This is a genomic window from Clostridium weizhouense, from assembly GCF_019431045.1.
Lineage (GTDB): Bacteria > Bacillota > Clostridia > Clostridiales > Clostridiaceae > Clostridium > Clostridium weizhouense.
Genome location: NZ_JAHXPT010000007.1, coordinates 155,863 through 179,478 on the forward strand (window position 1 = coordinate 155,863; position 23,616 = coordinate 179,478).

Sequence of the window (23,616 nt, forward strand, 5' to 3'; positions counted from 1 at the left end):
TGAAAACGCGTGATATACGGGCTGATTTTAGCTGGAGGTAAAGGCAGTAGATTATATCCTCTCTCAAGAGCCAATCAACCAAAACAATTTTTAAAAGTTATTAATGAAAAAAGCTTTTTAGTAAATACAGTAGATAGAATAAAGTCTTTAATAGATAAAGAAAATATTTATGTTGTAACTAATAAGGATTATAAAGATAAAATAAAAGAAGAAATTAAGGAAATAAATGAAGAAAATATTTTTATAGAACCAGAGAATAAAGAAACTGCTACATGTATAGGTCTTTCAGCTGTTAAATTATTAAAACAAGATGCAGATGCAGTTATGGTAGTTTTACCATCTGACCATTATATTCAAGGAGAAAAAGAATATATTGATACTTTATCTCAAGCAGTTGATATGGCGAATAAGAGGCGATGTATAGTAACTTTAGGCATAGAACCAACACGTCCAGAAACAGGGTATGGATATATAGAAATGGGCGATAGGACTAGTGGTAATATATCCACTTATAAAATAGCTAGATTTACAGAAAAGCCTAATTTAGAAGTAGCTAAAGATTTTATATTAAAAGGCACTTATTTATGGAATTCTGGAATGTTTATTTTTAGAGCTGATGTAATACTAAGAGAAATAGAAAAATATCTTCCTAAAATGCATAAATCATTAATGGAAATATATAAACATGTAGGAGAAGATGATGAAGAAGTAGTAATAAAACAAGAATATAGTCTTATTGATGGAATCTCTATAGATTTTGGAGTTATGCAAAGGACAAGAAAAGCATATGTGATAAAATGTGATTTTAATTGGGATGATATAGGGAGTTTTAATGCTTTAAGTAGATTTTTGGGAAAAAATAGAAATAATAGTATATCTCAAAATGTTTATATAGAAGATTGTGAAAATTGTTCTATATTTGGAGATAAAAATTTAATAATAGGTTTTGGAGTCAAAGATTTAGTAATAGTAGATGCTGGAGATGTAATATTAGTTATGGATAAAAATAAAGATCAAGAAATAAAACATTTATTAAATAAATTAGGAAAAGAAGTTAAATATATTAATTTTTTGTAAAAACAGAAAATGATTATAAAAGTATAAGTTTTTAAATTAAAACTTATACTTTTTACGTTCATTTCTAAATTATTTTGTAAAACAATAATTAAAATATATTATTATTAATATATTGGATTAATATATTGGATTAATATAGAAGAAAATGATAGAAAAAACCATTGTAAAAATATTAATATAATATTATTATAAGAATAATTAAAAATATATTAATAGTATTCTTAGGTTTGTTTATTAATATAATTTATTGGGTATTGAAAAAATTTATTTAGAGGATGTGGTATTAGGTTGATGATTAATACACATAAAATCATTGGACAAAACATTTTAACTTATGCCAATAGTAAAAGTGTTTATTTAATTAATGATTATAGGTTTATATGGGGGAATATAAAGCCAGATTGTGCATCAAAATATAAGTTAATGAAACATTATTTTGATGAAAGTATTGATATAATGGTTGATAAGATAATAAACTTAGCGTCATTATCTTTAGCGGATATTTATTATAAAATTTCTATTGGAAAGTTTAGTGAAGAACTTGGAGTAATATGTCATTTTTTATGTGATTATTTTTGTGCTCCTCATTATTATAGATGGGAATTTAAAAATACTACTCAAGTTAAAAACCATATGATATATGAAAAAGATTTAGCTAAGATAGCTAAAGAATTTAAACCGACTGGTATAATAACTTCAAATGTTAATGTAGATAATGTTAAACAATTTATTCTAGATTTACAAAGCCAATATAAAGGATCTTTAGATTATAAAAATGACTTAACTTATTCATATTATGTTTGTGACAGTATAGTAAATATGATTTTAAATAATATACTTTTTAATGAAAGTACTTCAGGAAGAGTTGTATAGAATTTTTAATAAAGCCATAAACAATAGACTATTGTATTTGTTTGCAATAGTCTATTTAGTTTTAACTAAATAAAGAAAAAATAAATTATTTTTAGTTGCAAAAGTGTACTAAAATACATATAATATAATTAAACATATGAACAATAAAACATATGAACATATTTTGGAGGAAGTAATTATGAAAAAAAATGAAATTGAAATAGAAAATTGCAATTGTAATATTATACATGAAGAAACGGTAAATAAGGTTAAAGATTTATTACCTAAAGAAGAAACATTATATGATCTAGCTGAATTATTTAAAGTTTTTGGAGATTCTACAAGAATTAAAATAATATGTGCTTTATTTGAATCGGAAATGTGCGTTTGTGATATGGCTGCACTTTTAGGAATGACTCAATCAGCAATATCTCATCAATTAAGAACTCTTAAATCTGCTAGATTAGTTAAATTCAGAAGAGATGGTAAGGTGATTTACTATTCATTAGATGATGAACATATAAAACACATATTCGATGAAGGATTTAAACATATTATTGAATAGGAGATGATAGAGAATGGCAAATGACATTAAATTATTGTTAAAAGGTTTAAATTGTGCTAATTGTGCTGTTAAAATTGAAAAAAGAATAAATAATTTAGAAGAAGTAAGTGAAGCTAATATGAATTTTTCACTTGGAATAATTACAATACAACCAATTAAAGAATCAGAGTCAGAAAAAATTATAAATAAAGTTAAAAATATAGTTAAAGAATTAGAACCAGGTGTTATTGTTAGTAAATATAGGAGAGATGGCAATAATTTAAAGAGATATAATGTTAAGTTTAAAGAAAATAATACCCATTTAAATAAAATTGATAGTAGTAAAAACTTAAAGAAATCTAAATCATTAGCTACTAATAAATTTATAAAATTTTTTAATCAAGAAAATATGATGTCTATTATAGGAATAATACTATATATTATAGCAATGATATTTAGAGAAGATACCTATTTAAATATAAGTGTGTTTATTTTAAGTTATGTTTTAATAGGAGGAAATGTACTGAAAATTGCTTTTAAAAATATTTTAAGAGGAGAAGTCTTTGATGAAAATTTTTTAATGAGTATAGCAACATTAGGAGCATTAGCTATAGGTGAATATCCTGAAGCAGTTGGAGTTATGATATTTTATAAAATAGGAGAGTTACTGCAAGGATATGCTGTAAATAAATCTAGAAAATCAATTACTTCTCTAATGAATATTAGGCCAGAATATGCTAATGTTCTAACTAAAAATGGAGAACGTACAGTATCACCTAAACAAGTTAAGGTGGGAGATTTAATTATAGTTAAACCAGGGGAGAGAATTCCTCTTGATGGGATAATAGTAGAGGGAGAAGGTCTTATAGATACTTCAGCATTAACAGGAGAATCAATTCCTAGGGAAGTTTATAAAAATGATGATATTTTATCAGGAAGTATTAATTTAAATTCAGTGATAAAAATTAAGGTTACAAAAAACTTTGGAGAATCCACTATTTCTAAAATTTTGGACATGGTTGAAAATGCAAGTAATAAAAAAGCACCTACTGAACAATTTATTACTAAGTTTTCAAAAAAATATACTCCAATAGTTGTATTTTTAGCTATATCAGTAGCGATAATTCCACCAATCATAATTTCAGAAGCAGAATTTTCAAACTGGCTTTATAGAGCATTAATATTTTTAGTTATATCTTGTCCATGTGCATTGGTTATATCAGTTCCTTTAGGTTTATTTGCAGGAATTGGTGGAGCATCAAAAAAAGGAATTTTAGTTAAGGGTGGAAATTATCTTGAAGCTTTAAAAAATACAGATACTGTTGTATTTGATAAAACAGGAACTTTAACTAAGGGAATATTTGAGGTTACTGAAGTTAATGCAGTAGATATTAATAAGGAAGAATTATTAAAATTTGCAGCTTTAGCAGAAAGTTTTTCTAATCACCCAATAGCACAATCAATAGTTAGAGCGTATAATGGTAATTTTGACAAAAATGATGTAAATAATTATGAAGAATTATCAGGTCATGGCGTTAAAGCTATAATTAAAGGGAAAGAAGTCGTATTTGGAAACTTTAAGTTAATGCAGGATATAGGAATTAAATGTGAAAGAGAAAATAAATTAGGAACAGTTATTTATGCTTCAATTGATGGAGAATATAAAGGGAATTTACTGATTACAGATCAAATAAAAGAAACTTCAAAAGAAGCTATTAAAAAACTAAAAAGCTTAGGTATAAGAAAAATAGTTATGTTAAGTGGAGATAATAAAAAGGTAGCAGAAAAAGTTTCTAAAGATTTAGGTATAGATGAATTTGAAAGTGAACTTTTACCAGTAGATAAAGTTTTGAAGGTAGAAAAATTAATTTCAAATAAGAAATCAAATGGTAAAGTGATTTTTGTAGGAGATGGAATTAATGATGCACCTGTACTTGCAAGAGCTGATATAGGTATAGCAATGGGGGGGATAGGATCTGATGCTGCAATAGAAGCTGCTGACGTTATTTTAATGAAAGATGATCCATTATCTTTAGTACAGGCTATAAAAGTAGGAAAAAAAACCAATTCAATATTATGGCAAAATATAATATTTTCACTTCTTGTTAAAATTTTTGTATTAGTTCTTGGAGCATTAGGTATGGCTAATATGTGGGAAGCTGTTTTTGCAGATGTTGGTGTTACATTAATAGCTGTATTAAATTCTATGAGAGCATTAAAAGCATAAATAATTTAATTATTAAAAGGGCAATTTAATATAAAATATTAGATTGCCCTTTTAAAATTAAATTAAAAATAATTTAAAAACAAATTATATAGTTGACAATAAAAATTAAGAAAAGTATACTGAGATTTCAAAAAAATATATATTACATGAGATAAAACTAGAAAAAATCAAGTTTTTATATTATGATAAACTATGGAGGAAAGTAAATGCCAATTTTATTAATTATATTTATAGCAATAGGTTTAGCTATGGATGCTTTTGCTATATCTCTTACTACAGGTCTTAAAGTTTCTGAAAATGAAAAGAAAAAAATTGCATTAAAAGCTGGTATATATTTTGGTGGTTTCCAAGCACTTATGCCTTTAATTGGGTGGAGTTTAGGATATGGATTTAATCAATATATACAAGAATTGGATCATTGGATTGCATTTATTTTGTTAAGTATTGTAGGTGGAAAGATGATTTATGAGTCGTTATTTGGAGATGAAGATGAGGAAAATATTGATATAAATTCTAATAAACGATTTTTAATATTAGCAATTGCAACAAGTATAGACGCTTTAGCAGTTGGAGTAAGTTTTGCTTTTTTAAATGTCAATATATTAACAGCTGCCTTTATTATAGGTATAATTACATTTATTATTAGTTTAATAGCTGTATATGTTGGAAAAATAGTTGGAAATTTACTTAGAAATAAGGCAGAAATAGTTGGAGGAATAATTTTAATTTTAATAGGATTCCAAATTTTAGCTGAACATTTAAAATTATTTTAGTTATCATTGAAAAAAGAAAAAAGAAAAAAAGAAAAAGAATATATACAATAAATTATTAAGATTGTGAAAAAATAGATTAAATATTTAAAAATATAGATAATATTGAAATAGATAATATTAAATAAGGAGAAAGTGTATGGAAAAGAATAAGAATATATCTATGGCAGTAATTAAGAGATTGCCTAAATATCATAGGTATCTCAATGAACTTATGAAAAATGATGTAGATCGAATTTCTTCAAAAGAACTAGGACAAAAAATAGGTTTTACAGCATCACAGATAAGACAAGACTTAAATTGTTTTGGAGATTTTGGCCAACAAGGGTATGGATATAATGTTAGAGATTTGTATACTCAAATAAATTCTATATTAGGATTAGATAAAGAGTATAATGCTGTATTAATTGGAGCAGGAAATATTGGGCAAGCGATTGCGAATTATAGTAGATTCGATAAATTAGGAATTATGATTACAGCAATTTTTGATGCAAACCCTAAGTTGATAGGAATGAAAATTAGAGATATTGAGATTAGAGATATTGACGAGTTAGGAAAATTTTTAAATTGTCAATCTATAGATATTGGGGTTATATGTGTACCTAAAAAAAGTGCTCAAAAAGTATCAGATGAATTAGTTAGAGGTGGAATTAGAGGGATTTGGAATTTTGCACCAATAGATTTACAAGTGCCTGATGATGTTAAAGTAGAAAATGTTCATTTGAGTGAAAGTGTATCTACACTAATTTATCAATTACATCAACAATAATTAATTAGATAATTACGTGAAATAAGGATAATTAGAATAAAATTAGTATGAATTATGCGAACATTATAAAAAATCTGTTAATAACAGAATATCTTATTGCAAATAATATATTTAAGTATTATAATTTAAATTAAGGTTGGGTTGGATATATTTTGATTATTTTTTTTGTGATGAATTGTTAATATTATAACAATAATTAGCAGACTAAAATAAATGTACAAAAATTTTATTTTTAAAAAGATTTGTTAATATTATAACAATACCAATTCATGTCATGTAATTAATATATAAATAAATTTCATAAATAATAAATAATAATTATAACTTTTGTTAATTATTAATTTATAAATATAAATATTAAAATTTAAAGGAGGACTATAACAATGGAATTAAAGAATGTGATTCTTGAAAAAGAAGGACATTTAGCAATTGTCACAATCAATAGACCAAAAGCTTTAAATGCATTAAATTCAGAAACATTAAAAGATTTAGATACTGTATTAGAAGATTTAGAAAAAGATAACAATGTATACGCAGTTATATTAACTGGTTCAGGAGAAAAATCTTTTGTTGCTGGAGCCGATATTTCAGAAATGAAAGATCTTAATGAAGACCAAGGTAGAGAATTTGGTGAATTAGGAAATAGAGTATTTTTAAGATTGGAAAATTTAGACAAGCCAGTAATCGCAGCTATCTCAGGATTTGCTCTTGGTGGTGGATGTGAATTAGCTATGTCTTGTGATATAAGAATAGCTTCAGAAAAAGCAAAATTTGCTCAACCAGAAGCAGGTCTTGGAATAACTCCAGGATTTGGTGGAACTCAAAGATTAGCTAGAATAGTAGGGCTAGGAAAAGCCAAAGAAATGATCTACACATGCGATATAATTAAAGCAGATGAAGCTCATAGAATAGGCTTAGTTAATAAAGTAGTTGCATTAGAAAACTTAATGGACGAAGCAAAAGCTATGGCAAATAAAATTATAGCAAATGCTCCAATAGCTGTTAAGCTTTGTAAAGATGCAATTAACAGAGGTATGCAAGTTTCTATAGATAAAGCAGTTTTAATTGAAGCTGAAGACTTTGGAAAATGTTTCGCTTCTGAAGATCAAACAGAAGGAATGACTGCATTCTTAGAAAGAAGAGAAAAGAATTTCCAAAATAAATAATATTATTTAAGTTAAAAATCTATTAAAGATTTATATATAATCGATCATCAATAGAGTGTAATCAATAAGGAGGGTAATTTAATGAATTTCCAATTAACTAGAGAACAAGAATTAGTACAACAAATGGTTAGAGAATTCGCACAAAACGAAGTTAAACCAATTGCTGCTGAAGTGGATGAAACTGAAAGATTCCCAATGGAAAACGTTGAAAAAATGGCTAAGTTAGGTATAATGGGTATTCCATTTTCAAAAGAAGTTGGAGGAGCAGGCGGAGATGTTCTTTCATACATAATGACTGTTGAAGAATTATCAAAAGTATGTGCTACAACTGGTGTTATAGTTTCAGCTCATACTTCATTATGTGCATCAGTAATTAATGAACATGGTACTCCAGCTCAAAAAGAAAAATATTTACCTGAACTAGCTCAAGGTAAGAAAATAGGTGCTTTTGGTTTAACTGAACCAGGTGCTGGAACAGATGCTGCTGGACAACAAACAACAGCTGTATTAGATGGAGATCATTATGTATTAAACGGATCTAAAATCTTCATAACTAATGGTGGAGTTGCTGAAACTTTCATAATATTTGCTATGACTGATAAGAGCCAAGGAACTAAAGGAATCTCTGCATTTATCGTTGAAAAGAGTTTTCCAGGATTCTCAATCGGTAAATTAGAAGATAAAATGGGAATAAGAGGATCTTCAACTACTGAACTTGTAATGGAAGATTGTATAGTACCAAAAGAAAACCTACTTGGTAAAGAAGGTAAAGGATTTGGTATAGCAATGAAAACTCTTGATGGTGGAAGAATTGGTATAGCTGCTCAAGCATTAGGTATTGCAGAAGGTGCTTTTGAAGAAGCTGTTAACTACATGAAAGAAAGAAAACAATTCAGAAGACCATTATCAGCTCAACAAGGTTTACAATGGTACATTGCTGAAATGGATGTTAAGATAGAAGCTGCAAGACATTTAGTATATAAAGCTGCTTGCAAGAAACAAAATGGAGAACCATACTCAATAGATGCTGCAAGAGCTAAATTATTTGCTGCAGAAGTTGCAATGGAAGTTACAACTAAAGCAGTTCAAATCTTTGGTGGATATGGTTACACTAAAGATTATCCAGTAGAAAGAATGATGAGAGATGCTAAGATAACTGAAATTTATGAAGGAACTTCAGAAGTTCAAAAAATGGTTATCGCAGGAAGCATTTTAAGATAGGGAGGACTTTTATAATGAATATAGTAGTTTGTGTAAAACAAGTTCCAGATACTACAGCTGTAAAGATTGATCCAAAAACAGGTACATTAATAAGAGATGGAGTTCCATCAATTATGAATCCAGAAGATAAACATGCTTTAGAAGGTGCATTACAATTAAAAGAAACTGTTGGTGCAAAGGTAACTGTTATAAGCATGGGTCTTCCAATGGCTAAGGCTACATTAAGAGAAGCATTATGTATGGGTGCTGATGAAGCTATCTTATTAACAGATAGAGCATTAGGAGGAGCTGATACTTTAGCTACTTCAAAAGCATTAGCTGGAGTAATAGCTAAATTAGACTATGATTTAGTATTTGCTGGAAGACAAGCGATTGATGGAGATACTGCTCAAGTTGGACCAGAAATTGCTGAACATTTAAATATTCCTCAAGTTACTTACGTTCAAGGTGTTGAAGTTAAGGAAGCAGGAACATTATTAGTAAACAGAGCATTAGAAGATGGATTTGAAAAAATTGAAATAAAAACTCCATGTCTATTAACTGCAATAGAAGAATTAAATGAAGCAAGATACATGCATGTTGCAAATATATTCTCTACTTCTGATGATCAAATTAAAGTTATGAGTGCAGATGATATAGATGTAGATAAGGCTGAATTAGGACTTAAAGGTTCACCTACAAAGGTTAAGAAGTCAATGACTAAAGAAGTTAAGGGTGCAGGCGAAGTTGTAAACAAACCAGCTAAAGAAGCAGTAACTTATGTATTAGGCAAATTACAAGAAAAACACTACATCTAAGATAATAGGAGGGTAATTTAATATGAATATAGCAGATTACAAAGGCGTTTGGGTCTTTGCAGAACAAAGAGAAGGCGAATTACAAAAAGTATCTTTAGAATTACTTGGTGAAGGTAGAAAGATTGCAGATAAATTAGGAGTTAAGTTAACAGCTTTATTATTAGGTAATAACATTGAAAACTTAGCTAAAACATTAGGAGAACATGGTGCAGATGAAGTTTTAGTTGCAGAAGACAAAAACTTAGAACACTACACTACTGATGCTTATACAAAAGTTATTTGTGATTTAGCTAATGAAAGAAAACCAGGGATATTATTTATAGGAGCTACTTTCATCGGAAGAGACTTAGGTCCAAGAGTAGCAGCTAGATTATCAACTGGATTAACAGCAGACTGTACATCATTAGACGTTCAAGTAGAAGATGGTGGATTATTAGCTACTAGACCAGCATTTGGTGGTAACTTAATGGCTACAATTGCTTGTCCAGAACATAGACCACAAATGGCTACAGTAAGACCAGGAGTTTTTGGAAAAATCAACACTGATGCAAGCAATTGTAAAATAGAAAAAGTTGAAGTTAAACTTGCTGATAGTGATGTTAGAACTAAAGTTATAGAAATCATTAAAGCACACAAAGATGTTGTAGATATATCAGAAGCTAAGATACTTGTAGCTGGTGGTAGAGGAGTAGGTTCAAAAGAAAACTTCGCATTATTACAAGAATTAGCAGAAGTTTTAGATGGATCTGTAGCTGGATCAAGAGCTGCTATTGATAATGGATGGATAGAAAGAGATTACCAAGTTGGTCAAACTGGTAAAACTGTAAGACCATCAATCTATATAGCTTGTGGTATTTCAGGAGCTATCCAACACGTTGCTGGTATGCAAGATTCAGATATGATTATAGCTATCAATAAAGATGAAACTGCACCAATTATGCAAGTTGCAGATTATGCTATAGTTGGAGATGTTACTAAGGTTTTACCAGAATTAATAGCTCAAGCTAAAGCTGTAAAAAGTGCTGAATAATTAAATATAATATACTTATTTTAGACTTTAATCCTTCATTAAAAGTTATCTTTTAATGAAGGATACTTATAAATAAAGATTTTGAGGAGGATTTATCAATGAAAAAGGTTTTTGTACTTGGTGCTGGAACAATGGGTGCTGGAATAGTTCAAGCATTCGCACAACATGGTTATGAAGTAATAGTAAGAGATATAAAAGATGAATTTGTTGAAAGAGGAATAGCAGGAATCAACAAAGGTTTAACTAAACAAGTTGCTAAAGGCAAAATGACAGAAGAAGTTAAAGAAGAAATACTTTCAAGAATTTCTGGAACAACTGATATGAAATTAGCTGCTGACTGCGATTTAGTAGTAGAAGCTGCTGTTGAAAACATGAAAATAAAGAGAGAAATATTTGCCGAATTAGATGGAATCTGTAAGCCGGAAACTATTTTAGCATCTAACACTTCTTCATTATCAATAACTGAAGTTGCTTCAGCTACAAAGAGAGCAGATAAAGTTATCGGAATGCATTTCTTTAACCCAGCTCCTGTAATGAAACTTGTTGAAATTATTAGAGGAATGGCTACTTCACAAGAAACTTTTGATGCTATAAAAGAATTAACAATAGCTATCGAAAAGAACCCAGTAGAAGTTGCAGAAGCTCCAGGATTCGTTGTAAATAGAATATTAATTCCAATGATCAACGAAGGAATTGGAATATTAGCAGAAGGTATAGCTTCAGTTGAAGATATAGATACAGCTATGAAATATGGTGCTAATCACCCAATGGGACCTTTAGCATTAGGAGATCTTATAGGATTAGACGTTTGTCTAGCTATCATGGATGTTTTATATAATGAAACAGGAGATACTAAATACAGAGCTCATAGCTTATTAAGAAAATATGTAAGAGCTGGTTGGTTAGGTAGAAAGACTGGAAAAGGATTCTACGATTATTCAAGATAGTCTTATATAGATATAAAAGGTTCTCAGAGCAAATTGCTTTCTGGGAACTTTTTATTTTTATCTAGAAGAATCTATAATTTGTGATATATAGTGAATAAGAATTAGTAGCAATGATATTCAAAAATTGTAATTTTTATTATAGATTAAGAATTCAAGAAAACGTTTTATGAAATTGGTAAAATTTAAAGGATTTCAAGGATTTTAATAGAAGTTATATATATAATTAAAAATTTATTTTTAGGAGGGTTATTGAGATTATGATGAGATTTACATTGCCAAGAGACATTTATTATGGAAAAGGGTCAATGGAACAACTAAAGACTCTTAAAGGTGAAAGAGCAGTGTTGGTACTTGGCGGAGGTTCAATGAAGAGATTTGGTTTTGTTGACAAAGCCATTGAATATTTAAAAGAAGCAGGTATAGAAGTAAAATTAATAGAAGGTGTAGAACCAGATCCATCAGTAGAAACGGTATTTAAAGGTGCTGAATTAATGAAAGATTTTAATCCTGATTGGATTATAGCTATGGGGGGAGGATCTCCAATAGATGCTGCAAAAGCAATGTGGGTATTCTATGAACATCCAGAAAAAACTTTTGATGATATAAAGGATCCATTTACTATACCGGAATTAAGAAGTAAAGCAAAATTCTTAGCAATACCTTCAACTAGTGGAACAGCAACAGAAGTAACAGCATTTTCAGTAATTACAGATTACAAAACTGAGATAAAATATCCTTTAGCTGATTTTAATATAACTCCAGATGTTGCTATAGTTGACCCCGAGTTAGCTGAAACAATGCCACCTAAGTTAACAGCTCATACAGGTATGGATGCATTGACTCATGCTATTGAAGCTTATGTAGCTACATTAAATTCTCCATTTACAGATCCATTAGCATTAAAAGCTATTGAAATGGTTAAAGATTATTTAATTAAATCTTATGAAGGAGATAAAGATGCAAGAGAACAAATGCATTATGCTCAATGTTTAGCAGGAATGGCATTTTCCAATGCGTTATTAGGAATAACTCATAGTATGGCACATAAAACAGGTGCAGTATTCCATATACCTCATGGATGTGCAAATGCTATTTACTTGCCTTATGTAATTGATTTTAATAAAAAGTCAGCATTAGATAGATATGCTAAAATAGCTAAATCTATAGGATTAACAGGTGAAACAGATGATGAATTAGTAGATTCATTAACAAGCTTAATAAAAGAATTCAATGAAAAATTATCAATACCATCTACTTTAAAAGAATATGGAATTGATGAAGCAGAATTTAATGTAAAAGTTGATTTGATTGCTGAAAGAGCTATAGCAGATGCTTGTACTGGATCAAATCCAAGACAATTAAATAAAGATGAAATGAAAAAAATATTTGAATGTGCTTATCATGGAAATAAAGTTGATTTCTAATTTAAAGTAAATTTTAAATAAAAGGTTTTAGTATTTTAGGATACTAGAACCTTTTATTTTTTCAGCTACATTGACAATTTTTTTGTTAAAGAAGCCATATAATTAAAAAATAAATTTTTAACAAGAGATACAGAGAAAGAACAATATTATGAGTTCTGGATATTGAATAAATAAAGGTATATAATATATTTTAGATATATACAAATGAAAATGTGTATTATATTAAAACATAAGAAATTAAATTGAAAATTGGGTTGGTGAGATACATGCTAAAAGAAATGGCAAGAAAATATTGGAATGAAAAATATGATTTAAATTGCGCTGAATGCTTAATATATGCAGCAAATGAAGAATATAATTTAAAGTTATCAGATGAAACATTAAAAACTATGTCTGCTTTTGGTGGAGGAATGGGAATCGGAGATGTATGTGGTGTTATATCTGGATCAATAGCAGTAATAGGAATCATGTTTACTGAAATAAGTGGACATAAAAGTCCTATTGTAAGAGAATTAACAAGGGAATTTATAAATGTATTTAAAGAGAAGCTTGGTAGTAATAATTGTATTGAGTTAAGGAAAGAATATAGAAGAAGTGATGATGGTTGCATTGTAATGGTAGAAACTGCCGCAGATGTACTTGAAAATGTTATATCTAAAAATATGAGGTGTTAGTATGGATTATAAAAATATCGAAGTTTTTCAAGATTATTTGGTGATAAAGCAAGTTAAAAACTTTAAATTAAAACATATCTTTGAATGTGGTCAAATTTTTAGATTTGAAGAAATTGAAGATAATGATTTTATAGTTATTGCTTTTGGTAAAGTAATAGAATTTAAAGAAGATGGAGAAGACATAATAGTTTATAATACTACTGAAGAAGAGTTTAATAATATTTGGATAGATTATTTAGATTTAAAAAGAGATTATTCAATCATTAAATCAGAACTATCAAAAGATAACTTATTAAGACAAAGCATTGAATTTGGTTATGGAGTAAGGGTTTTAAATCAAGATCCATTTGAAATGTTAATAAGTTTTATAATTTCAGCAAGAAATAATATACCATCTATAAAAAGAACTGTAAATAGAATAGCATCTAAATGGGGAAAGGAAATTACTTATAAAGAAAAGAAATATTATGCATTTCCAACAATACATGAGATTAAAGATGCTACTTTAGAAGAAATTCAGGAAACAGGAGCCTCTTTTAGAAGCAAATATATAATAGATACAATAAGTAATGTGTATAATGGGATAAAAAATGAAGAAGGATTTAAAAAATATGATTTAGAGTATATTAAATCTTTAAGTGATGATGAATGTCATGTGGCGTTACAAGAATTTAAAGGTGTAGGATCTAAAGTAGCTGATTGTATAATGTTATTTTCTATGAGAAAATCATCAGCATTTCCAGTAGATGTATGGGTAAAACGTGCGATGATACATTTTTATAACGCAGAAGAAGGGTCATTAAATAAAATTAGAATATTTGCAAGAAATAAATTTGGAGCATTATCTGGATTTGCTCAACAATACTTATTCTATTATGCAAGAGAAAATAATATAAAAATATAGAATAATTACTTAGTTGTTAAAAAAATATCAATAATATTATTAATTTATAATAAATACATCAAATTAATACATATATAAACATAAATTTCACTAAAATTTTAATTAAATTATATTTACATATAGCAAATTCAGAAAAATTAGAATAATGTGATTATAAGTATAGAGGTACTATTAATATGATATAATTGCCTTATCATGACAAGTATAAAGTAATAAATTTGGTGGGAGAGTGTGTGTAGATGTTCAAATTTGAAAATCAACTTGTAAAATTAAAACATGATGTATTAACTAGTATTGTAAAAGTGGCAAAAGAGAAAGAAGTAACAAAGGAAGAATTAGAAAAAATACCGTATCAAATAATTCCAGGCGAAGAACCTTCTTATAGAGAAAGTGTAAAACGTGAAAGAAGTATATTATTAGATAGAGCTAAATTAGCAGCAGGTTTTCTTCCAAATGGAGCAGACTCAGATGAATTAGTTAATGTAGAAGAAGAAAAGCAAATATTATATGTTATAAAAGAAGCTTGTGATATGTGTCCAACAAAGAAATTCCAAGTAACAGATGCATGTAGAAATTGCATAGCACATAAATGTCAAAGTGTTTGTAATTTTGGTGCTATAACTTATGTTGATGGAAGAGCATATATTGATCCAGATAAATGTAAGGAATGTGGAATGTGTAAAAAAGCATGTCCGTATGACGCAATTGCAGAAGATATGAGACCATGTAAAAAATCTTGCCCAACAGGTGCATTAGATATAAATTCAGATAAAAGAGCAATGATTAAAGAAGAAAAATGTGTTAATTGTGGAGCTTGTATGGCAGCATGTCCATTCGGAGCTATAGAAGATAAAAGTTCATTAGTTAGAGTTGTTAAACAATTAACTAATGAAGAAAAAGTATATGCAGTAGTTGCACCAGCAATAGCAGGGCAATTTGGACCAAAAACAACTTATGGACAAGTTAGAAATGCAATTAAAGCATTAGGATTTACAGATATGGTAGAAGCAGCTTGTGGAGCAGATGCTGTTACTGTACATGAAAGTAATGAATTTGTAGAGAGAATGGAAAATGGGGATGCATATATGACTAACTCATGCTGTCCAGGTTTCTTAAGCTATATTGAAAAAATGATGTCAGATCAAGTTGAAAGAATATCAGGAACTGTTTCACCAATGGTTGCAACAGCTCGTTATATAAAGGCAACTGATAAAGATGCAAAAGTAATTTTTATAGGACCTTGTACTGCTAAAAAAACAGAAGCATTAATAGATTCAATAAAAGATGCAGTAGATTATGTATTAACTTTTGAAGAATTAATGGCTTTATTTGATGGATTTGATATAAATCCAGAAACTTGTGATGATATTTTAGTTGATGAAGCATCAATATTTGGTAGAGGATTTGGGGTTAGTGGAGGATTAACTAGCGCTATAGAAAACTATGTTAAAGATAAGCAAATAGAAATAGATTTTAAACCAGTTAAAGTTTCTGGTGGAGCTGAAATAAAGAAAACTATGACTATGGCTAAACTAGGAAGATTACAAGGAAACTTCATAGAAGGAATGATGTGTGAAGGTGGTTGTATTAACGGAGCAGGTAAGTTTGTTTCAGTAATGAAGGCTAAAGCAACATTTACAAAAATTAATCATCAAGCATCAATGAAGACTGTATTATCAAATGAAAAGATAAAGGAATATGAAGATATAAATTTAGAAAGATAATAATTTTATATAAATTTTAAGATAAAAAGAGTTCTAAAATCCTAGGACTCTTTTTATTTTTATGGGATTCAATATATGAAAATGTGAAAAGGAGTACATTTATTGCTTAAAACAGTGTATTATATACAATATAGTGTATATTTACAAGGGGGATTGTACATGAAAATTTTATTAGTAGATGATGAGGAATCTATATTAAATTTAGTAAAAATGAATTTGATTTTTGAAAATTATGAAGTGGTAACTGCAGAATGTGGAATAGATGCTATAAAATTCTTTAAAAGTGAATCTCCAGATTTAGTAGTATTGGATTTAATGCTTCCAGATAAAGATGGATTTGAAATTATACATGAAATTCAAAATATGAACAGTGAAATTCCAATAATTATTCTTAGTGCAAAGAGTCAGTTGAATAATAAATTACTAGGACTTCAATTGGGAGCTGATGATTATATAACCAAGCCTTTTGATAGTAGAGAATTAATTTTAAGAATAAGAGCGATATCAAGAAGAATAAATAAAGCTAAACTTATAGGAAATGATACTAGTAAACACAGAGAAAATGATATTATAGAAAAGGATTTTATAAAGATAATTGTACCTGAAAGAAGAGTTTTTATTGATTTAGATGAGATTATTTTTACCCATATAGAATTTGAAATAATACTTTTAATGGTACAGAATGCATATAAAGTTTTTACTAGAGAAGAATTGTTAGATAAAATATGGGGGTATGATTTTAACGGGAATACTAGAGCAGTGGATATTCATATCAAAAGAATTAGAAAAAAATTATTAGGACATGAAGATGCAATTAAAACTATATATGGAGTAGGGTATAGGTTTGAGGTGTAATACTATGAAATTAGGAATAAAAAAGAAGATATTATTTATTAATATTACTGTCTTAATAATGGCTATAATTGGTATATATTTAGTTACAATATATATTTTATATAGTAAGATTATAAATAGTTCTATAGAAACTCTTAAAAAGGAGAGTTATAGTAGTCAAAAGTTTGTTATGAATTATTTACAAAAAGAAGATAAAAGTTATTCTGAAAAGGTTTTGAGTGAGATGAGCCCATTTATTGCCACATATTTATCCAATAACTGTAAAGTAAGAGTACAAATATATAGTAATAATTCATTAGTAGGTGATTCGGAAGACTATCCTGAGATAAAAAATGACGAAGATGTATCTATGGCATTAATAGGCAAAAAATCTTATATAGTTAGAAATTTAGATGGTGAATCATATATATTATTTTCGAGTCCTATTTATGACGAAGATAGAAGCATTGGCTGTATAAGATATGTATATAATTTACATAAAGAAAATACTATTATAATGAATACAATGTTTAGTATGACTTTATTTGCTATAATTTCAATTTTATTTTCTACTATTTTAAGTAATTCATTTTCAAATAAAATAGTAATGCCAATACTTAGGTTAAAAAATATTGCAAGAAAAGTTTCATATGGAGATTTTTCTAAAAAAATAAATATAAATAGTGGTGATGAAATAGAAGATTTAGCCAATTCATTTAACATAATGTCTAACAATATAGAAAATATGATTGATAAATTAAAAGAAGAGAAAGAAAATCAAAAAAGATTTCTTGATAATATTACACATGAATTTAAAACACCATTAGCAGCTATTATAGGATATTCAGATTTACTTTTGAGAGTAAAAAATAAAAGTGATACAGAACAATGTATTACATATATAAGAAAAAGTAGTGATAGACTATTAAAACTTGTTGAACAATTATTAGAGTTATCAAGGCTTAATAAAAACCAATTAGAAATAAAAAAAGAAAATGTTGATATTAAATCTATAATTGAAAGTTCAGTAATGATTTTAAAGCCTAGAATGAAAAAGTTTGGTATAGATGTAAGAATAGATTTAGATTCCAAATATATCAGTATTGATAAAGAAAAAACTGAGCAAGTAATGCTTAATGTATTAGATAATGCCATAAAGTATAGTGAATGTACTAAAATCACTATAAGTATGGACTATGATAAAGAGAATCTAAAGATATATATATATGATGATGGACAAGGTATTCCTAATCAAGAATTAAAAAATATATTTAAAAATTTTTATACAGCACATAAGAGTTTACAGAAAAAATATGGTGGTAGTGGTTTAGGATTATCTATTTGCAAAGAAATTATGGAAAAACAATTAGGAAATATAGAAATAGAAAGTTTAAATGGGACAAGAGTTATATTAACATTTAAGGTAAATTATTAAAAAACAAACTTAAAAGTTGAAGAATATATATTAAAGAAAGTCTGTGGCTTTTAAGCATAATTGTTAATTGAAACATGGTGTAGCCACTTTTGTTCTAAAGGAGGGTAAATCACATCTATGATGAATTTTAAAAATAATAAAATCATAAACGTATGTATCATATTTTTCATATTAAATATTATATTTATAGGTGTTTACCTTAAAAAATCAATATATAATAAAGTTATTGTAATAGAGGATAAAGAACAAGTTTTACAGTATGCATCTGATTCGATTCCAGTGAAAATAGATTTTCATAGTAAGAGATGGGGAAAAGTTATTGTTACGTCTAATGAAACATTAAAAGAATTTTGCAATCTTGTTGATTCTATGCCAAGAAATGACAATTTTTATAATTCGCAGATGGAAACCTCTTCTGATGAGATAACTGGAACAATTCAATATTTAGATGGTAAGAAAGGTACATTGTGTTTAGGTAATAATCTCAGAATAAATGATGTTTATTATGGAGGAAATTATGGAGCTGCATATATAAATAGGCTAAGAAATTATATAAATGATATCTTCTGTACACCTTCAGTATTAGCAGAACTTATGAATGATAAAAATAAGATAGTAATTGTAGATAAATATAACAATAGTAATAAATGTGGAAGTAATGATAAAACTTTAATTAAAAATAAAATTTTAGAATTAAAAAGAATAACTGATAATACAAAATTAGAAAAAGCGATATCAGATAAGGGAGATTTAAATTATCATATTAGAATATATAATGAAGATTCTGTTGCTATAGATCAGAATACATTAGATTATGAAAAGGATAGTTATGATGTGATTAGTATTGATATTTATGAAAATGGTTATGCGGTTGTTAGAGATTATGGTAATGAAATTGTAAATTCTTTTTATATGGAAGGTGATTTAAATAATTTATGTGATAGATTATTTAATAGATAGTCTTATAATATGGAGGGATTAGTGTGTTTAAGAGAAAAATCAATAAGGTAGGGCTATGCGTTGTATTTATAATCTTTATTTCAATTATTTGTTTCTATAATATATATTATAGAAACAAAGGGTTACCAAATCTTAAAAATGAAAATTTAATTGTTTATGTTACTTTTAATGAAGATGAAGCTAAAGTATTATTAGATGGCTTTAAGGAAAGGACAGGTTGCAATTATTCATTTTTAAGATTTCCAACTGAAGAAGGAGCAGAAAAAATTATTAAAGAGCAGAATTCTGGAAAAGCAGATATATTTTTAGGTGGAACAACAGATGCTATTGAATTACTAAAAATTAATAATTGTCTTGATAAATATATAATTAAAGATTCTAATAGGATTCCATCTCAATATAGAGATACTGATGGTTATTGGACAGGTTTATATATTGAAGCACTTTCAATAGGTATAAATGAAGAACGATGGAATAAAGAATTTAGTGATATAAAAAAGCCAACAACTATACAAGAACTTATAAACCCTAGATTCAGGGGAGAAATAGTTTTACCTGATCCTAGAACATCGGGAACAGGATATACTTTTTTATCTTATTTAGTACAAACTATGGGAAAAAAAGAAGGACTAGAGTTTTTCATGAATTTAAAAAATAATGTAGGACAATTTACTGATAGTGGATTTACGCCAGCTAAAAAGGTAGGGGTTGGTGAATACTTAATAACTGTTAATTTTATAAATCAACAACTTATAGTAAAGAATTCTGGATTTAAAATAGAATCTATTATTCCAGATAATACAGGTTGGACAATATGTCCGATAGCTAAACTAAAAAATTGTTCAAATAGTAAGGCTGCAGAAGCATTTATAGAATATTGTACAACAAAAGAAGCTGGAAATGCACTTAATGACTTTTCAATGGCAGTACCTACAATTAGTCAAGATAATGATTTAAATATAAAGAAAACTTTTGATTCAAATAAACTAAATAGCAAATATGATTTTAATAAAGCTGCAAAAGATAGAGAAGAATTACTAAAAGATTTAAATAAAATAATGTAAATTTAGAATTAATGGAGATAAATAATCATATATATTATGTAATTGATTATTTATCTTTAATTATATTACGGATAATATTACTTTAATTGAATATAACTATAAAAATAAGTGAAAAATAATTATTAGGTAATTTAAAGATAAAAATATACTATATAAAAAACTATAAAAAAGTTAACATAATAAATAAAGAAATAAAAAAGAAAAATAGAGATAATTTAAGAGAATAAGAGAAAAAAGAATATAATTAAATATATTTAAGAAATAAAGCTTTATAATATTAGAAAAAATATTTGAATTATATGGTCATAAAGGATATTATAATAAATATATTAGCACTCGATGTTGATGAGTGCTAATACTTGAAATAAAAATAACAATTTTAATATATAGGAGGGACTTTTTATGAGAATTAAACCACTTGGAGAAAGAGTTGTAATTAAAAAATTAGAAGCAGAAGAAAAAACTAAAAGCGGAATAGTTTTAACAGGTACTGCTAAGGAAGTACCACAAGAAGCAGAAGTTGTAGCTGTAGGTCCAGGAGCTGTAGTTGATGGAACCAGAATCGATATGGAAGTTAAAGTAGGAGATAAAGTATTATATTCTAGATATGCTGGGACTGAAGTAAAAGTAGATGGTGAAGAATATATGATATTAAAACAAGAAGATATATTAGCGATAGTTGAATAGGAGGGTGTTATAAATGGCTAAAATGTTAAAATTTGGAGAAGATGCAAGAAGAACTATGCAAATAGGTGTAGATAAACTAGCTGATACAGTTAAGGTTACATTAGGACCTAAAGGAAGAAATGTTGTTTTAGATAAAAAATTTGGATCACCTTTAATTACAAATGATGGTGTTTCTATAGCTAGAGAAATAGAATTAGAAGATCCATATGAAAATATGGGTGCTCAATTAGTTAAAGAAGTAGCAACTAAAACTAACGATGTAGCTGGTGATGGTACTACAACAGCAACTTTATTAGCTCAAGCGATAATAAGAGAAGGATTAAAGAATGTTACAGCAGGTGCTAATCCTATGTTAATTAGAAATGGTATAAGAATTGCTGTAGATAAAGCAGTTGAAGAAATTAAAAAGATTTCTAGACCTGTAGAAGGAAAAGAAGATATAGCTAGAGTTGCTGCAATTTCAGCTGCAGATGAAGAAATTGGTAAGTTAATAGCTGATGCTATGGAAAAGGTAGGAAATGAAGGCGTTATTACAATAGAAGAATCAAAATCTATGGGAACAGAATTAGATGTAGTTGAAGGTATGCAATTTGATAGAGGATATGTATCACCTTATATGTCTACAGATACAGAAAAAATGGAAGCTTTATTAGATAATCCATATATATTAATAACTGATAAGAAAATATCAAATATTCAAGAAATATTACCTATATTAGAACAAATAGTTCAAGCAGGTAAAAAATTATTAATCATTGCTGAGGACATTGAGGGTGAAGCAATGGCAACATTAGTTGTTAATAAGTTAAGAGGAACATTTACTTGTGTTGCAGTAAAAGCACCAGGCTTTGGTGATAGAAGAAAAGAAATGTTACAAGATATTGCTATATTAACAGGAGGTTCTGTTATAGCTGAAGAACTAGGAAGAGATTTAAAAGAAGTTACTCTTGATATGCTAGGTCAAGCAGAAAGTGTTAAGGTAACTAAAGAAAATACTGTAATAGTTAATGGAAAGGGAGATTCTTCTGATATCAAAGATAGAGTTAACCAAATAAAAGCTCAATTAGAAGAAACATCTTCAGAATTTGATAAAGAAAAATTACAAGAAAGATTAGCGAAGCTTGCTGGTGGAGTTGCAGTTATTAAAGTAGGAGCAGCAACAGAAACTGAATTAAAAGAAAGAAAGCTTAGAATAGAAGATGCTTTAGCTGCTACTAAAGCTGCTGTTGAAGAAGGAATAGTATCTGGTGGAGGTACTGCTTATGTTAATGTAATTAATGAAGTGGCAAAATTAACATCAGATGTTGAAGATACACAATTAGGTATAAATATAATAGTAAAAGCATTAGAAGAACCAGTAAGACAAATAGCAACTAATGCTGGTGTTGAAGGTTCAGTAATAATAGATAAAGTTAGAAATAGTGAAGCAGGAATAGGATATGATGCTTTACATGGTACTTATGTAAATATGATTAAAACAGGTATTGTTGATCCAACAAAGGTAACTAGATCAGCATTACAAAATGCAGCATCAGTATCATCTACATTCTTAACAACAGAAGCAGCAGTTGTTGATATTCCATCAAAAGAACCTGCAATGCCAGGTGCACCAGGAATGGGAATGGACGGAATGTACTAAAATATAATACAAAAATAAAAAGTCATCAGTAATGATGGCTTTTTATTTTTGTATTAATAAGATTAATATTATTTAAAGATAATTTAAATTGGAAAAAAATGTATATAAAATATTCAAATAGAGATAATACAAATAACAATAAAATTATTAGTAGGTGATATTATGAATAGGTTAAGCTTTAAAAAATATTATAAGAAAAAAGGTTTTACATTAATTGAATTGATTGCTGTAATTGGTATTATAGCTATTTTAGCTACAGTGTTATTGCCTAAAGTAAGCGGATATATAAAAGAAGCTAAAAAAACAAAGGTTATAGATCAATGTAGGAAAGTTGTTATGGCTGTTGAATCTTATGACTTAAGAAATGAGTGTGTTTATGAAAGAGGTAAGACAATTAGTAACGCTAAAAAAGAAAGAGGAATAGAAAAGTATCTTAAAGATGTTTCACTAAATAATCTTAATATAGATAAGACAACAATTGGGGATTGTTATAAGGTTTTAAATGGTAAAGAATTTGATTTTGAAGAAAATACAGAAATTTTAGACGTCTCTAATATAGAAAAATAATTAAATAAAAAATATAAATTAAAGAAATAATATATTTTAGAATACTGATTTATTTAAGATAAATCAGTGTTTATATTTTTGCAACTTTAATTTCAAATTTATTGACTTTAAGTCTATCTTACATTATAATAATTTTAATCAAAGTTAGAATAAATTAAAAGCTCATATAAACCTTGAATATGGCAGGGAGTATCTACCGGAAACCTTAAATTTCCGACTATGAGTGATTTTAATATATAATATAATGTAATATTATATTAACATATTAACTTCACTTAGAAGATTAATATGTTTTTTTTGTACA

The 23,616-nt window shown here is 27.6% G+C and carries 22 protein-coding genes and 1 riboswitch; all 22 genes read left to right on the forward strand.

Features of this window, described 5'->3' with window-relative positions:
- The first annotated feature begins 9 nt into the window (after nucleotides 1-9).
- Nucleotides 10-1,077 carry a mannose-1-phosphate guanylyltransferase gene (locus KYD98_RS10300; RefSeq protein ID WP_219779847.1) on the forward strand — a complete coding sequence of 356 codons (1,068 nt, stop codon included), beginning with the start codon at nucleotides 10-12 and terminating at the stop codon, nucleotides 1,075-1,077.
- A gap of 291 nt (nucleotides 1,078-1,368) precedes the next feature.
- Nucleotides 1,369-1,950, forward strand: a complete 582-nt coding sequence (locus tag KYD98_RS10305; RefSeq protein ID WP_219779946.1) for a zinc dependent phospholipase C family protein — start codon at nucleotides 1,369-1,371, stop codon at nucleotides 1,948-1,950.
- A gap of 178 nt (nucleotides 1,951-2,128) precedes the next feature.
- Nucleotides 2,129-2,494, forward strand: a complete 366-nt coding sequence (locus KYD98_RS10310; RefSeq protein ID WP_219779848.1) for an ArsR/SmtB family transcription factor — start codon at nucleotides 2,129-2,131, stop codon at nucleotides 2,492-2,494.
- Nucleotides 2,495-2,507: 13 nt separating this feature from the next.
- Nucleotides 2,508-4,700 carry a heavy metal translocating P-type ATPase gene (locus tag KYD98_RS10315; protein WP_219779849.1) on the forward strand — a complete coding sequence of 731 codons (2,193 nt, stop codon included), beginning with the start codon at nucleotides 2,508-2,510 and terminating at the stop codon, nucleotides 4,698-4,700.
- A gap of 206 nt (nucleotides 4,701-4,906) precedes the next feature.
- A complete protein-coding gene (locus KYD98_RS10320; RefSeq protein WP_219779850.1) occupies nucleotides 4,907-5,473 on the forward strand; it encodes a manganese efflux pump MntP in 567 nt (188 codons plus the stop codon).
- A gap of 136 nt (nucleotides 5,474-5,609) precedes the next feature.
- Nucleotides 5,610-6,239, forward strand: coding sequence for a redox-sensing transcriptional repressor Rex (locus KYD98_RS10325; RefSeq protein WP_219779851.1), 630 nt, complete (start codon nucleotides 5,610-5,612; stop codon nucleotides 6,237-6,239).
- Nucleotides 6,240-6,622: 383 nt separating this feature from the next.
- Nucleotides 6,623-7,405, forward strand: a complete 783-nt coding sequence (locus KYD98_RS10330) for a short-chain-enoyl-CoA hydratase (RefSeq protein ID WP_219779852.1) — start codon at nucleotides 6,623-6,625, stop codon at nucleotides 7,403-7,405.
- A gap of 81 nt (nucleotides 7,406-7,486) precedes the next feature.
- Nucleotides 7,487-8,626, forward strand: a complete 1,140-nt coding sequence (locus KYD98_RS10335; protein ID WP_219779853.1) for an acyl-CoA dehydrogenase — start codon at nucleotides 7,487-7,489, stop codon at nucleotides 8,624-8,626.
- A 14-nt stretch (nucleotides 8,627-8,640) separates the two neighbouring features.
- Nucleotides 8,641-9,423 carry an electron transfer flavoprotein subunit beta/FixA family protein gene (locus tag KYD98_RS10340; RefSeq protein WP_219779855.1) on the forward strand — a complete coding sequence of 261 codons (783 nt, stop codon included), beginning with the start codon at nucleotides 8,641-8,643 and terminating at the stop codon, nucleotides 9,421-9,423.
- A 22-nt stretch (nucleotides 9,424-9,445) separates the two neighbouring features.
- Nucleotides 9,446-10,453: an electron transfer flavoprotein subunit alpha/FixB family protein gene (locus KYD98_RS10345; protein WP_219779857.1), complete on the forward strand. Its 1,008-nt coding sequence runs from the start codon at nucleotides 9,446-9,448 to the stop codon at nucleotides 10,451-10,453.
- Nucleotides 10,454-10,551: 98 nt separating this feature from the next.
- Complete coding sequence (locus KYD98_RS10350) at nucleotides 10,552-11,400, forward strand: 3-hydroxybutyryl-CoA dehydrogenase (RefSeq protein ID WP_219779859.1); 849 nt, start codon at nucleotides 10,552-10,554, stop codon at nucleotides 11,398-11,400.
- A gap of 257 nt (nucleotides 11,401-11,657) precedes the next feature.
- Nucleotides 11,658-12,824 carry an NADPH-dependent butanol dehydrogenase gene (locus tag KYD98_RS10355; RefSeq protein WP_219779861.1) on the forward strand — a complete coding sequence of 389 codons (1,167 nt, stop codon included), beginning with the start codon at nucleotides 11,658-11,660 and terminating at the stop codon, nucleotides 12,822-12,824.
- 266 nt (nucleotides 12,825-13,090) lie between these two features.
- A complete protein-coding gene (locus tag KYD98_RS10360; RefSeq protein ID WP_219779863.1) occupies nucleotides 13,091-13,498 on the forward strand; it encodes a C-GCAxxG-C-C family (seleno)protein in 408 nt (135 codons plus the stop codon).
- Between the two features lies 1 nt (nucleotide 13,499).
- Entirely contained in the window at nucleotides 13,500-14,402 is a 903-nt protein-coding gene (locus KYD98_RS10365) for a DNA-3-methyladenine glycosylase family protein (RefSeq protein ID WP_219779865.1), read from the forward strand.
- A gap of 239 nt (nucleotides 14,403-14,641) precedes the next feature.
- Nucleotides 14,642-16,126, forward strand: a complete 1,485-nt coding sequence (locus KYD98_RS10370; protein WP_219779867.1) for a 4Fe-4S dicluster domain-containing protein — start codon at nucleotides 14,642-14,644, stop codon at nucleotides 16,124-16,126.
- A 159-nt stretch (nucleotides 16,127-16,285) separates the two neighbouring features.
- On the forward strand, nucleotides 16,286-16,981 hold the full coding sequence (locus KYD98_RS10375) for a response regulator transcription factor (RefSeq protein WP_219779869.1): 696 nt from the start codon (nucleotides 16,286-16,288) through the stop codon (nucleotides 16,979-16,981).
- 4 nt (nucleotides 16,982-16,985) lie between these two features.
- The gene (locus tag KYD98_RS10380) at nucleotides 16,986-18,395 is read left to right on the forward strand and encodes a sensor histidine kinase (RefSeq protein WP_219779871.1); all 1,410 of its coding nucleotides are present in this window, start codon (nucleotides 16,986-16,988) and stop codon (nucleotides 18,393-18,395) included.
- Nucleotides 18,396-18,512: 117 nt separating this feature from the next.
- A complete protein-coding gene (locus KYD98_RS10385) occupies nucleotides 18,513-19,355 on the forward strand; it encodes a DUF3919 family protein (protein WP_219779873.1) in 843 nt (280 codons plus the stop codon).
- 23 nt (nucleotides 19,356-19,378) lie between these two features.
- Entirely contained in the window at nucleotides 19,379-20,419 is a 1,041-nt protein-coding gene (locus KYD98_RS10390; RefSeq protein ID WP_308462452.1) for an ABC transporter substrate-binding protein, read from the forward strand.
- A gap of 402 nt (nucleotides 20,420-20,821) precedes the next feature.
- Entirely contained in the window at nucleotides 20,822-21,106 is a 285-nt protein-coding gene (gene groES, locus KYD98_RS10395; protein ID WP_219779875.1) for a co-chaperone GroES, read from the forward strand.
- 13 nt (nucleotides 21,107-21,119) lie between these two features.
- Nucleotides 21,120-22,745 (forward strand): chaperonin GroEL, encoded by a 1,626-nt coding sequence (groL, locus tag KYD98_RS10400; protein WP_219779877.1) that lies wholly within the window; start codon nucleotides 21,120-21,122, stop codon nucleotides 22,743-22,745.
- Between the two features lie 162 nt (nucleotides 22,746-22,907).
- Nucleotides 22,908-23,312, forward strand: coding sequence for a type II secretion system protein (locus tag KYD98_RS10405; protein ID WP_219779878.1), 405 nt, complete (start codon nucleotides 22,908-22,910; stop codon nucleotides 23,310-23,312).
- Nucleotides 23,313-23,454: 142 nt separating this feature from the next.
- Nucleotides 23,455-23,552, forward strand: a riboswitch (purine riboswitch).
- Nucleotides 23,553-23,616: the final 64 nt, after the last annotated feature.

Excerpts from the sequence above, each read along its gene's own strand:
- KYD98_RS10345 (WP_219779857.1), top strand. The coding sequence starts at position 9,446 with ATGAATATAGCAGATTACAAAGGCGTTTGGGTCTTTGCAGAACAAAGA.
- KYD98_RS10355 (WP_219779861.1), top strand. The coding sequence starts at position 11,658 with ATGATGAGATTTACATTGCCAAGAGACATTTATTATGGAAAAGGGTCA.
- KYD98_RS10375 (WP_219779869.1), top strand. The coding sequence starts at position 16,286 with ATGAAAATTTTATTAGTAGATGATGAGGAATCTATATTAAATTTAGTA.
- KYD98_RS10335 (WP_219779853.1), top strand. The coding sequence starts at position 7,487 with ATGAATTTCCAATTAACTAGAGAACAAGAATTAGTACAACAAATGGTT.
- KYD98_RS10360 (WP_219779863.1), top strand. The coding sequence starts at position 13,091 with ATGCTAAAAGAAATGGCAAGAAAATATTGGAATGAAAAATATGATTTA.
- KYD98_RS10330 (WP_219779852.1), top strand. The coding sequence starts at position 6,623 with ATGGAATTAAAGAATGTGATTCTTGAAAAAGAAGGACATTTAGCAATT.
- KYD98_RS10380 (WP_219779871.1), top strand. The coding sequence starts at position 16,986 with ATGAAATTAGGAATAAAAAAGAAGATATTATTTATTAATATTACTGTC.
- KYD98_RS10385 (WP_219779873.1), top strand. The coding sequence starts at position 18,513 with ATGATGAATTTTAAAAATAATAAAATCATAAACGTATGTATCATATTT.
- KYD98_RS10350 (WP_219779859.1), top strand. The coding sequence starts at position 10,552 with ATGAAAAAGGTTTTTGTACTTGGTGCTGGAACAATGGGTGCTGGAATA.
- KYD98_RS10405 (WP_219779878.1), top strand. The coding sequence starts at position 22,908 with ATGAATAGGTTAAGCTTTAAAAAATATTATAAGAAAAAAGGTTTTACA.
- KYD98_RS10325 (WP_219779851.1), top strand. The coding sequence starts at position 5,610 with ATGGAAAAGAATAAGAATATATCTATGGCAGTAATTAAGAGATTGCCT.
- KYD98_RS10370 (WP_219779867.1), top strand. The coding sequence starts at position 14,642 with ATGTTCAAATTTGAAAATCAACTTGTAAAATTAAAACATGATGTATTA.
- KYD98_RS10320 (WP_219779850.1), top strand. The coding sequence starts at position 4,907 with ATGCCAATTTTATTAATTATATTTATAGCAATAGGTTTAGCTATGGAT.
- groL (WP_219779877.1), top strand. The coding sequence starts at position 21,120 with ATGGCTAAAATGTTAAAATTTGGAGAAGATGCAAGAAGAACTATGCAA.
- KYD98_RS10315 (WP_219779849.1), top strand. The coding sequence starts at position 2,508 with ATGGCAAATGACATTAAATTATTGTTAAAAGGTTTAAATTGTGCTAAT.
- KYD98_RS10340 (WP_219779855.1), top strand. The coding sequence starts at position 8,641 with ATGAATATAGTAGTTTGTGTAAAACAAGTTCCAGATACTACAGCTGTA.
- KYD98_RS10305 (WP_219779946.1), top strand. The coding sequence starts at position 1,369 with ATGATTAATACACATAAAATCATTGGACAAAACATTTTAACTTATGCC.
- KYD98_RS10365 (WP_219779865.1), top strand. The coding sequence starts at position 13,500 with ATGGATTATAAAAATATCGAAGTTTTTCAAGATTATTTGGTGATAAAG.
- groES (WP_219779875.1), top strand. The coding sequence starts at position 20,822 with ATGAGAATTAAACCACTTGGAGAAAGAGTTGTAATTAAAAAATTAGAA.
- KYD98_RS10310 (WP_219779848.1), top strand. The coding sequence starts at position 2,129 with ATGAAAAAAAATGAAATTGAAATAGAAAATTGCAATTGTAATATTATA.